This window comes from Acinetobacter sp. YT-02, from assembly GCF_002412355.1.
Classification (GTDB): Bacteria; Pseudomonadota; Gammaproteobacteria; order Pseudomonadales; family Moraxellaceae; genus Acinetobacter; species Acinetobacter towneri.
Map to the genome: position 1 here is coordinate 47,231 of NZ_NOZT01000017.1, position 11,676 is coordinate 58,906.

The 11,676-nt window shown below is 40.9% G+C and carries 11 protein-coding genes; 5 read left to right on the forward strand and 6 right to left on the reverse strand.

All coding sequences use genetic code 11. The annotated features are described in order from the left end of the window. Positions 1–4: 4 nt before the first annotated feature. The 5 genes from benB to CF596_RS06705 form a co-directional block, all read right to left on the reverse strand. Positions 5–496, reverse strand: a complete 492-nt coding sequence (gene benB / locus CF596_RS06685; RefSeq protein WP_096901612.1) for a benzoate 1,2-dioxygenase small subunit — start codon at positions 494–496, stop codon at positions 5–7. Next, entirely contained in the window at positions 493–1,881 is a 1,389-nt protein-coding gene (gene benA / locus CF596_RS06690) for a benzoate 1,2-dioxygenase large subunit (protein ID WP_096901613.1), read from the reverse strand. The genes benB and benA overlap by 4 nt, the downstream gene beginning before the upstream one ends. A gap of 73 nt (positions 1,882–1,954) precedes the next feature. Then, the gene (gene catA / locus CF596_RS06695) at positions 1,955–2,875 is read right to left on the reverse strand and encodes a catechol 1,2-dioxygenase (protein ID WP_096901614.1); all 921 of its coding nucleotides are present in this window, start codon (positions 2,873–2,875) and stop codon (positions 1,955–1,957) included. 147 nt (positions 2,876–3,022) lie between these two features. After that, on the reverse strand, positions 3,023–3,313 hold the full coding sequence (gene catC, locus CF596_RS06700) for a muconolactone Delta-isomerase (protein ID WP_096901615.1): 291 nt from the start codon (positions 3,311–3,313) through the stop codon (positions 3,023–3,025). A gap of 13 nt (positions 3,314–3,326) precedes the next feature. Beyond that, complete coding sequence (locus tag CF596_RS06705; protein WP_096901616.1) at positions 3,327–4,436, reverse strand: muconate/chloromuconate family cycloisomerase; 1,110 nt, start codon at positions 4,434–4,436, stop codon at positions 3,327–3,329. 116 nt (positions 4,437–4,552) lie between these two features. Here CF596_RS06705 and CF596_RS06710 point away from each other — a divergent pair, with 116 nt between their 5' ends. The 3 genes from CF596_RS06710 (at position 4,553) to CF596_RS06720 (ending at position 8,597) form a co-directional block, all read left to right on the forward strand. Further along, a complete protein-coding gene (locus CF596_RS06710) occupies positions 4,553–5,467 on the forward strand; it encodes a LysR family transcriptional regulator (RefSeq protein ID WP_096901617.1) in 915 nt (304 codons plus the stop codon). A gap of 289 nt (positions 5,468–5,756) precedes the next feature. After that, the gene (locus CF596_RS06715; protein ID WP_096901618.1) at positions 5,757–7,130 is read left to right on the forward strand and encodes an MFS transporter; all 1,374 of its coding nucleotides are present in this window, start codon (positions 5,757–5,759) and stop codon (positions 7,128–7,130) included. A 108-nt stretch (positions 7,131–7,238) separates the two neighbouring features. Then, positions 7,239–8,597 (forward strand): DcaP family trimeric outer membrane transporter, encoded by a 1,359-nt coding sequence (locus tag CF596_RS06720; RefSeq protein ID WP_096901619.1) that lies wholly within the window; start codon positions 7,239–7,241, stop codon positions 8,595–8,597. 76 nt (positions 8,598–8,673) lie between these two features. Here the strand turns inward: CF596_RS06720 and CF596_RS06725 are convergent, their stop codons facing one another. Next, entirely contained in the window at positions 8,674–10,098 is a 1,425-nt protein-coding gene (locus CF596_RS06725; RefSeq protein ID WP_096901620.1) for a PLP-dependent aminotransferase family protein, read from the reverse strand. A gap of 207 nt (positions 10,099–10,305) precedes the next feature. Between CF596_RS06725 and CF596_RS14720 the strand changes: the two genes are divergently transcribed. Both CF596_RS14720 and CF596_RS06730 read left to right on the forward strand, forming a co-directional pair. Beyond that, entirely contained in the window at positions 10,306–10,455 is a 150-nt protein-coding gene (locus tag CF596_RS14720) for a hypothetical protein (protein WP_004973540.1), read from the forward strand. Between the two features lie 187 nt (positions 10,456–10,642). Then, positions 10,643–11,530: a DMT family transporter gene (locus tag CF596_RS06730; RefSeq protein WP_096901623.1), complete on the forward strand. Its 888-nt coding sequence runs from the start codon at positions 10,643–10,645 to the stop codon at positions 11,528–11,530. Positions 11,531–11,676: the final 146 nt, after the last annotated feature.

Consider the following 11,676-nt stretch of genomic DNA (forward strand, 5'->3'; position numbering starts at 1 on the left):
AGTCTTAGAGGTGGTAGATATCGATTACTTGGTTGATGTAATCGTTTTTCAGCACCACGTACTTGCTTAAAATTTGCGGTTTGTCGCCAGAAAAATCGATTTCATAGCGTGACATACCAAAGTAGCTGTAGTTAGTTTTGTAACGGAAACTTAAAGTGTTCCAGTTAAAACGTACAGTGACTTTATCGCCATCACGTTCAACAATTTCAATGTTGCTGATGTTGTGGCTTGTGCGTGTATCTGGCATGGTTGCAGATGAACGCTCAGTTTTGATACGGAACACACGGTCTTCTAAACCTTGACGGTCTGGATAGTAAATCAAAGAGATTTCAGACTGTGGATCTTGAGTTAAACGGTCATCGTCATCCCAAGCTGGCATCCAAAAAGAAGCAGTAGGAGCGTAGCACTGTAACCACTCATCCCATTGCTCATCATCTAAGAAGCGAGCTTCTTGATAAAGGAATTGAGCAATATTTTCTAAAGTAATCGCGCTCATGCGTTTTCTCCTTCAGTAGATGCAGCAATTTCTTTTTCAGTCGCAATACCTTTTTTGATTAGATCTAACCAATGTTGGTGCTGTGAAAGATATAAACCTTCGTCTTCAGTTTTAATACCTGAAAGTTTTGGTTTTAAACCGATTTCGTTTGCAGCATCGTCTGGACCTTGGATCCAATGCTTAGAACCACGGCACATATCGTTCCACTCAAGTGCGATACCTGCGTAGCCAACTTGACATGCACGGAATTCTTCAAGATCGTCTGGTGTAGCCATACCTGATGCGTTAAAGAAGTCTTCGTACTGACGAATACGGCGTGCGCGTGCTTCTGGCTCTTCACCTACAGGTGCGATACAGTAAATTGTCACTTCAGTCTTATCGACAGAAAGAGGACGTAACACACGAATTTGTGAACCGAACTGATCCATGAAGTACACGTTTGGATAGATACACAAGTTACGTGAACGCTCGATCATCCATTTCGCCATTGCTTCACCGAATTGCTCGGTGTATTCATCTTTCTTGGCAAAGTTAGGACGGTCTTCTGGGTTAGCCCATTGAGTCCAAAGGAGCATGTGACCATTTTCAAAGCCGTAAGAACCACCGCCTTGTTTGCCCCATGAACCTGCGCTCATTGCACGGATGTTATCGCCAGCTTCTTTTTCTTTACGTTGCTGAGTTGTTGCAGCGTAGTTCCAGTGTACTGCAGACACGTGGTAACCATCGGCACCGTTTTCAGCAGTTAACTTCCAGTTACCTTCATAGGTGTAAGTCGAAGAACCACGTAAAACTTCAAGACCTTGTTGAGATTGACCCACAATCATGTCAATGATTTTAGTCGCTTCGCCTAGGTATTCTTCTAAAGAAGGAACATCTGGGTTTAAGCTACCAAACAAGAAACCTTTATAGCTTTCAAAGCGGGCAACTTTTTTCAAGTCGTGTGAACCGTCTTTGTTAAAGCAATCTGAATAACCTGCATCTGCTGGGTCTTTTACTTTTAACAACTTACCAGAGTTGTTGAAAGTCCAACCGTGGAATGGGCAAGTATAAGTTGCTTTGTTACCACGCTTGTAACGACATAATTGTGCACCACGGTGTGAACACGAGTTGATCATGGCATTCAATTCGCCATTGCGGTTACGCGCAATGATGATTGGCTGACGACCAATGTAAGTGGTGTAGTAGTCATTGTTGTTTGGAATTTGGCTTTCATGTGCCAAATAAACCCAGTTGCCTTCAAAAATGTATTTCATTTCTAGGTCAAACAGTGCTTGGTCTGTGAATACTGAACGGTGTAATTTAAATTCACCAGATTCAAAATCATCAACCAATAATTCGTCAATACGGTCTAAGTGGCTAGTATTGATAACAGGAATACGAGGCATGTCCTTTCTCCGACTTTCCAAGGAGGGCAGTCATCGGGATGGGGCAACGACCACATCCCGATTCCATTTCAAATTATGCGCTTGCGCGGCGACGTTCAACTTCAGTAGAAGGAACGCCAGCTTGATCTTTCTGAAGAACAATGTTGAACTGGATGTGTTTGAAAGGACCTTTCAGACCACGTTTTGCAATTTCAGCTTCATCAGTCACGTCAACCGCAGTTGCCACCAGACCTTCACGAGTCGCGAATGCAAAGTCATCCCACAGGTATTGGTCGCCTTCAATATTGAATTGAGTAGTCAGCTTGCGGTAACCTGGTGCAGATACGAAGTAATGTACGTGCGATGGACGGTTACCGTGACGGCCTAGCTTGTCCAGTACAAACTGAGTTGTACCTTCTGGAGGGCAGCCATAACCCACTGGCATTGTCGTCAATGCAGTATATTGACCATCGGCAGCGGTAATGATGCTGCGACGCAGGTTAAAGTCTGACTGTGACTTGTCAAAGAATGAGTAGTTGCCCAGGCTGTTGGCATGCCAGATTTCAACTTTAGCACCTTCAACACGGTGGCCGTCAGTATCAGTCACTGTACCTTCAATGATCAGCGTCGGGATTTTGCCTTCTTCAGAACCATCGTCCATACGCGCAAAGCTTACTGTTTCAGGTGCGCCAGAGACATAAAGTGGACCTTCAATCGTACGTGGCGTACCGCCAGTAATGCCTGCTTTAGCATCCGCTTCATCAGCACGTAAGTCTAGGTAGTGTTCCAGACCCAAACCTGCAGCCAATAAACCTAATTCGTTCGCTTGACCGGCATCAGTAAAGTATTCCAGACCTTTCCACAGTTCTGACTGAGAAATATCAAGATCTTCGATCGCTTGGAAAAGGTCACCCAATAAACGCACAACAACTTGTTGTACACGTTCATCTACAGAGCCTGTCGCTGTATCAACGTTCATTTGCTTAACTAATGCATCAATTTCTTGGCGATTCATTTTCATTCTCCTTGGAGGTGTGCTTTGGTGGCGAATATCTCTGGACTAAAAACGAGATAATTGGCTGCCACTTTCCTTGTTTACTTGGTTTGCTAAATGTTTACTTTGGTGCTGGAGTAAGGTGCTTACTCCAGTTTCCGAATTAAATCAGGTGTCATCTTCACGAATTGATGAAGGGTGGCGGTTCAATGCCATCACTTCAATATTCATGTAAGGGTAGAGCGGAAGACCTTGCAGAATGTTGTGCAGTTCTTCATTGCTCTCAACATCAAAAATACTGATGTTTGAATACTGGCCAGTAATACGCCAAATATGACGCCATTTACCTTGACGCTGTAATTCCTGCGAATATGCTTTTTCAACGGCTTTAATTTCGTTAGCAGTTTCTGCTGGCATATCCAATGGAATGTTTACATCCATACGTACGTGGAAAAGCATGGGTTTCTCCTAATTACTGACGACGCAAGTTGTCAATTTTGTCTTCATCCAACTCAATACCTAAACCTGCACCTGTTGGAAGGTGTAATTCAAAGTCTTGGTACTGAAGTGGAGTTTTTAAAATTTCTTCGGTCAGCAATAACGGACCAAATAATTCTGTGCCATAAGCTAAATTCTGGAAGGTCGAGAACACATGCGCAGATGCAATCGTGCCGACAGGGCCTTCAAGCATTGTGCCGCCATATAGGTCGATGCCTGCCAACTGTGCAATTGTTGCAACTTCACAACCTTCGATTAGACCCGCAGATTGGGCAACTTTAACTGCAAATACAGATGCAGCATTACGTTTTGCCAATTGATAAGCGCTTTGTGGGCCCATCAATGATTCATCTGCCATGATGGCAATATCAAATTTACGTGTTAAACGCTCCATGGCATCAATGTTGTCAATTGCACATGGTTGTTCAATTAAATCGACACCACCATCTTGTAAAAGCTGGATGCCTTTAATTGCTTCAAGTTCTGACCAAGCACGGTTTACGTCTACACGAATAGAAACGTCTTTACCCAATGCTTGTTTGATTGCCAATACGTGTTCTACATCTTGCTCTACTGGGCGTGAACCGATTTTGAGCTTGAATGTGTTGTGGCGTTTAGCCGCAATCATTTTTTGTGCTTCAGCGATGTCTTTTTCTGTATCGCCAGATGCAAGTACCCATAACACAGGAACCGAGTTGCGTAGGCGACCACCTAAAATTTCACTTAAAGGTTGGTTTAAGCGCTGCGCTTGAATATCTAATAAAGCAGTTTGAATGGCACATTTCGCGAAACGGTTGCCATTGATATTCTTTCTAATGACCTGTAAAGTTTGCGCAACATTCAAGCCAGCTAAAGTTTTTAGCAATGATGCGAAATATGTTTCGATATTGGTTTTTACGCTTTCTGGGCTTTCTTCACCATAGCCCAAGCCGCCAATCGTGGTTGCTTCGCCCCAGCCAACAAAACCATCTTCAGTGGTGATTTTGACTAATACAAGGGTTTGGGTTTGCATGGTTGCAACCGCCATCTTGTGTGGACGGATGGTTGGTATTTCCACCAGCAAAGTTTCTACTGACTTATACATGGTTTGCCCTTCATATCATTGCTTTATTACAGTTATGTGATATACCTTAAAAGAATAAATTGCATTGGTCGAAGATCAAATATGCATTTTTTTATACTTAAAAGGTATTTTGAGCTATGGAACTCAGACATTTACGTTATTTTGTTGCTGTTGTAGAAGAGCAAAGTTTCACCAAGGCAGCAGAAAAACTCTTTATTGCTCAACCACCTTTGAGCAGACAGATCCAAAATTTAGAACAAGAGCTTGGAATTCAACTATTTGAGCGTGGAAGTAGACCGCTTAAGACCACCGAAGCAGGCCAATTCTTTTACCAACATGCCGTTAAACTTTTGTCTAATGCGGAAGAAATCAAGTCGATGACAAAACGTGTCGGTATTGCTGGTCGTACTGTGACTATTGGCTTCGTTGGTTCTTTATTGTTCGGATTATTGTCAAGAATTGTGTATTTGTTTAAGCAGCAGCATCCGCATTTAAAAATAGAAATGGTGGAAATGACCACCAATGACCAAATTCAGGCACTTAAAGAAGGGCGTATAGATGTTGGATTTGGACGCTTAAGAATTTCTGATCCTGCAGTTAAACGTATCTTATTACGTGAAGAACGCTTGATGGTTGCAGTACATTCGAGCCACCCATTTGCGGCACAAAAAGAAGGTGTATATTTGGCGGATGTTGTTGATCAACAACTATTTTTATATCCAAATCACAACAAGCCAAACTTCTCTACCCAAATTCGTGGCGTGTTTTCTGAGTATGGTTTAGAACCTCGCAAAATTCGTGAAGTGCGTGAATTACAATTGGCGTTGGGTTTTGTTGCTGCAGGTGAGGGCTTGTGTATCGTGCCAGAAAGCGCACAAAATATTCATTTGGCACATTTGCACTTTATACCTTTATTAGATGACTCGGCTGTAAGTCCTGTGTTTATGGCAATTCGTAATATGGATGAAAGTGAAGACATTCGATCTTTGTTTGACTGCATTTATCAAGTTTATGATTTGGAAGCATTTACTTATGATCGCAATGTATTCTAGTAAAGCCATATAAAACAAATATTTATAACTATATTTTTTATATAAAAGCACAGATATTTTTAACAAAATACTGTTATGTGAATTGCCTGAAAAAACTTTTTTAAGCATCACATTACAGTATTTTTTTCGCCTTGTTATTTTTATCTGTTTTAAAATCAATATCTTACAAAACTATAGACTTTTTAGGTATGTATCCATGCCTATTCAGTTTTGGACAAATTTTAACTTATTATTCATTGTGTGCATCTGAGTTGGAGTAACGGACTTCACAATTAGGAGGTGAAGCAAGATGCAAAGCAATAAAATTAATATTAATACCTTGATTGACGAGGCCAAGTTCACGCCATTCCATTGGGGTGTATTGTTTTGGTGTTTGATGATCATTATTTTTGACGGTTACGACTTGGTCATTTATGGGGTTGCATTACCACTACTGATGCAAGAGTGGGCGCTCAGTGCAGTACAAGCAGGTTTACTGGCCAGTACGGCATTGTTTGGCATGATGTTTGGTGCCATGACCTTCGGTACCTTATCGGACAAGTTAGGTCGTAAAAAGACCATCATGATCTGTGTGGCTATTTTCAGTGGCTTTACATTCTTAGGTGCGTTTGCAAGTAATCCAGTTGAATTTGGTATTTTACGTTTCCTTGCTGGGCTTGGTATTGGCGGTGTAATGCCAAACGTTGTGGCCCTTATGACAGAATATGCGCCAAAGCGTATTCGTAGTACTTTGGTTGCGCTGATGTTTAGTGGTTATGCCATTGGCGGTATGACTTCAGCATTGTTGGGTGCATGGTTAGTGCCAGAGTTTGGTTGGAAAATCATGTTTTACATCGCAATTATTCCATTGGTGGCTTTACCATTAATTTGGAAATTCTTGCCTGAGTCACTCATGTATTTGACCAACAAGAAAGAAATTGAGCAAACCCGTAGTATTGTGCAAAAAATTTCACCAAGCCAACAATTAAATGGTGACACTGAGTTTGTACTGAATGAAGTGACTAAAGGCGATGAAGCACCTGTAAAAGCATTGTTCCAGCAAGGCCGTATGTTCAGTACGTTCATGTTCTGGATCGCATTCTTCATGTGCTTGTTAATGGTTTATGCTTTGGGCAGCTGGTTACCAAAATTAATGATCCAAGCGGGTTATTCATTGGGTGCAAGTATGATCTTCCTATTCGCACTGAATATTGGTGGCATGATTGGCGCAATTGGTGGTGGTGCATTGGCTGACCGCTTCCATATCAAAAAAGTACTCACCATTATGTTTATCTGTGGTGCAGCAGCATTAATTCTGCTTGGCTTTAACAGTCCACAAATTGTGTTGTACACCTTAATTGCAGTTGCTGGGGCAGCAACCATTGGTTCACAAATCTTACTTTATACTTTCGTCGCACAATATTACCCATCTACTGTACGTTCTACAGGTATGGGCTGGGCATCAGGTATTGGTCGTATCGGCGCGATCGTTGGACCTGTCTTAACTGGCGCATTATTGACCATGAATTTACCGCACCAAATGAACTTCTTTGCTATTGCGATTCCAGGTGTAATTGCTGCTTTAGCGATCTTCATGGTGAATTTAAAAGCTTCAGTAGATGCGAAAGCCCTTACAGAGCCTGCGGTAGAAAGCAATCCAATTGCACAAAAAGCACCCCAATAATTTCTATACCTTTCAATTAATCTTTCGTCATCAATGATATAGATCGCCATCGTAAGCGATGGTGATCTGTTGCTAGAATTTGATGGCACAATAACAAGCGAGTTTAGGATGAACGCGAAAACATTAACCCAATCTTTTAATTTTCAATCTACAACGGTTCGACCAACAATGCAGCGCACGCTCATGATGAGCATGATTGCATTGAGTATGGGTGGTATGAGTGTTGCAGCTCAGGCGCAGACCCAACAGCAAACGGAAATTGAGCAACTTAGACAAGAAGTTCAGGCTTTACGTGGTTTGATTGAGCAGCAAAAAGTACAAAATGCACAAACTGCAACAGCAATTGCCAATGTGCAACGTAGTGCAGCAGCACCAGTTGCTAATCCTGTGTTAAAAACTGCCAAAGGTGCCGAATTTAATCTATATGGTAATGTGCGTTTAGATGCTTCTTATCAGGTAGAAGGCGGCGCTAGAGATATGCCGTATAACCAAATTAACGGTGTACCACTTGAAGGCAATAAAGAACAAAGTGATCGTTTAAGATCAACACTTTCTGCAACCCGTTTAGGTTTAGATTTTAAAAGCCCAGTGGGTGATCAAGACGTAAAGGGTAAACTTGAAGTTGACTTCTTAGGTGGAGCAAACCTTGATAACTTACGTATTCGCCATGCTTATTTGAACTATGGGAATTGGTTGATTGGTCAAACTTGGTCAAACTTTGCAATTCCAGACTATATGCCAGAAACCATTGATGCTTTGGCGTATGTTGGTGGTGCGGTGAAACGTACACCACAAGTACGCTATACAACAAAGTTTAGCCCACAAACCAATTTGGTGGTTGCAGCTGAAGACCCTAAAGACAGTTCAATCAGCCAGCGTTTACCTGCATTAACTGCGCGTTTAAATCATCAATTTGCAGATAATTTAAATGTCAGCGTACGTGCGATGGGACATGAAAAACGTGTCAATTCTGATGAAGAAATGGCATGGGGTGTCGGTGTAGGTGCTAAATACGATGTTGTACCGGGCACGACTTTAAAAGCCGATTATTACCATGTAAAAGGTGATAGCAGCTTTGTATCATTTACCAACAAAGGTGTTGCTGTTACTAACCTTGATGACAAAGGTGCGATTACTGCAACGAGTGCTATCGCAGCGCAAAGTGAATTCGATTCAATTATGGTCGGTATTACACAAAAGTTTGGTGACAAAGTGCATGGCACTTTGGGTTATGGTTATATGAGTTTTGACAAAGACCCTAACTACATTGCAGCAACGAAAGACACAACCACGATTAACAAAGACTTATGGCAAGCTTGGGCAAACGTATTCTATAGCCCACGTAAACCGTTAAGCTTTGGTTTAGAATATGTTTATGGTGAGCGTGAAGCATTTGGTGAAGCAGCAAATGGCAGCAAAACAGGTGAAGATAACCGAATCAATGCAGTCGCAATTTATAACTTCTAAAATAGCCCTGTAAATCACAAAAGAGCTGAGCCAAAACTCAGCTCTTTTTTATTGTCGGGTGATCGGCTCTGTAATTTTAGGCATGAGTATATTGGGTGATGTGTTGCTGTATTACCGCAGACAAAACATCCAGTGCAGTCGCAATATCACTGTTCCAAGCAAAAGAACAATTTAAACGAATAAAGTTCTGGCTGACCTGTTCAGAACGGAACAACTGACTTGGCGCAATGCCAATCTTATTTTGAATCAATTGCTGATAAATCGTATAGCCATCTATATATGCAGGCAGTTCAATCCATAAAAAGTAACCACTAGAATAGTAGTGAATTTTACAAGCTGGGTTTAAGCGCTGTTTCAATTGCTGATAAAACACTTTTTTATGTTTTTCCAATTGTTTGCGTAATTGACGCAAATGTTTTTCATAATGATGATGCGAAAGAAAATCCACCAAAGTATTTTGCAGTAAGGGACTTGCAGAAACCGTGCTCATGAGTTGCAAATGCTGAATAGCATTGGAAAATTGACCTGCATAAACCCAACCGACCCGCACAGCAGAACCCAAAGTTTTAGAAAAAGAAGCGCAATGCAGTACACGTTGTTGTCGGTCAAAATACTTCATGGGCAGTGGTTTTTGCGTACCGTAATACAATTCTTGATAGACATCATCTTCAATTAAATACACTTGATATTCTTCAAGCAAACTCGCAATACGTTGCTTAATTTCATCTCTGACACTAAAGCCAATAGGGTTATGAATATTCAACATCAACCAGCAGACTTTAATTGGGTATTGTTTTAAGGCTTGTTCAAATGAGTCTAAATCGAAACCTGAAACAGGGTGTTCTGGAATGGTAATCACCTGTAAACCAAGACGTTCAGCCGCTTGCCATGCACCATAAAAAATAGTTTCTTGTAATAGAATAAAATCTCCAGGTTTGGTCAAAGCTTGTAATGACAAATTGAGCGCATCTAATGCGCCAGATGTAATGACAATGTCATTTGCATGGGTGGGTATGCCTTGTAAACAGTAGCGATTTGCAATTATGGTTCTTAATTCATAATTGCCCGGTGGCATGTGGTCGTGGCTAAAATAACTGCTTTTTCGCTTGGCGTGCTGCGCTAAAATTTGCATTAACTTTGGGTTAAACAGTAATTCTGCATTGGGAAAGGCAGAGCCTAAAGGACTGACATCTGCAGACTGAATTGATTTTAAATAGCCAAAGACCAAAGAGTTCATTTGAATATGTGCATTTAAACTCAAACTGCTTGGTACAGGTCGTTCAGTTTGATTGAGACGTTCTGCGACATAAAACCCCGACTTTTGTTTAGCGTAAACCAATCCCTGAGCTTCAAGTTCTTGATAAGCGTTTAGCACGGTCATTAAGCTATAACCACTGATTTGTGATTGTTCTCTTAACGAAGGTAACTTGCTATGTGCTTTCCATGCACCATTTTCAATGAGTTGCCGAATGTTCAACGCCAATTGTTCAGATTTATACATGGTATGACTCAAGCATTTTTTGCAGCTGTTACTTATTTTGATCTATTTTTAGGTTTAAAACATTAAATAATTTCTGTTTTTATAACAGATTGGCATGTATCTAAAATCAACTGTTATAGTTTTTAATGAATATTTTGTATCTACAGCAATGCTTTAGAATTTTACATAATCTGTATATCCCCATAATCTGGCTAGATTGGAGTCGATATGCAAGAAGATAACTCACGCAAACCACAGAAATATGCCGATAGCAGTATTTCAGACAAAGCATTTAAGCACATGATTATTTGGTTTACCGTGTATGTAGCTTTATTTTGTATCGGCGTGGCTGTTGTGGTGAATTTAGATAAGTTCTAAACAGTTTTTGAATAACAGCACACCTATAATCGCTTCAAGATATGAAAAACATTCATTTGAATTTTAATGAATGTTTTTTTTGTTTATAAAAGAGATCGTAAGCGCATAACTCAAAAGCAATAAAGATCGCAAAAATAACGGAATAGGCGTAAATTATAACTTTATCAGTAAAGCATTTGTGGTTGCAATGATTTCGAGTTGGGTGCTCTTTACCTTAATGGCTGCATTTATGCAGGCATGGCGCAATGCCTTTCAAAAACAACTCAGCACAAGTGTAGATGTTTATGGCGTGACTTTGGCACGTTTTATTTTTGCCTTGCCTTTTGCATTGGCGTATTTAAGCATTTTACAATGGCAGCAGCCTGTTCAAGCCAAACTACATTTTAGTTCGGTGTTTTGGCTGTATATCATTATTGCAGCAGTGTGTCAGATTTTAGCCACGGCTTTAATGGTAAAACTGTTTCAACAAAAAAATTACGCAGTAGGTGTCGGGCTTGCCAAAAGTGAAGCAGTTTTAGCCGCAATTGTAGGCGTGATTTTCTTACAAGAACATTTAAGTGCATTGGCTTGGTTCGGCGTTGCGATAGGCGGTATTGCGGTATTTCTACTCAGTAAAGGCAATCAACGCAGTGATTTTTCATTCACGACTTTAGCCATTGGAATCGGTAGTGGACTCAGCTTTGCGGTGACTTCTTTATTGGTGCGTGAAGCCAGTCTAGAGCTGGATTTCTTACCGTTTATTCACCGTGCTGCATGGGTTTTGGTGTGGGTCATTGGCTTACAATGTTTTATCTTATTGGCTTTTTTAGGTATATTTAAACGACATACCTTATATGCCATGTGGCAGCGGGTTGGATTAACTTTTAAAGTGAGCGTCTGCAGTTTTTTAGCATCACTGGGCTGGTTTAGTGCCATGAGTATGCAAACTGTGGCGATTGTGAAAACACTCGGACAAATTGAAATATTATTCAGCTTACTTATTTCAGCGTATTTCTTTAAAGAAAAACTTGCCCGTACCGATCATTGGGGATTGGGATTGGTCGTGCTTGCAGCAATGTTGGTCATTTGGGCATAGTGTTATATTTCACAGCTATGTAGTTTCAAACTTATGTCAAATCCGTTGACTTCATTTGAGCATCTCAGAAATTTGACATCCTCCCCGACCTAAAGGACGGAGATTCCTACTGCTAGACGCTCATGCCCGAGCGCAAGAATATTCAG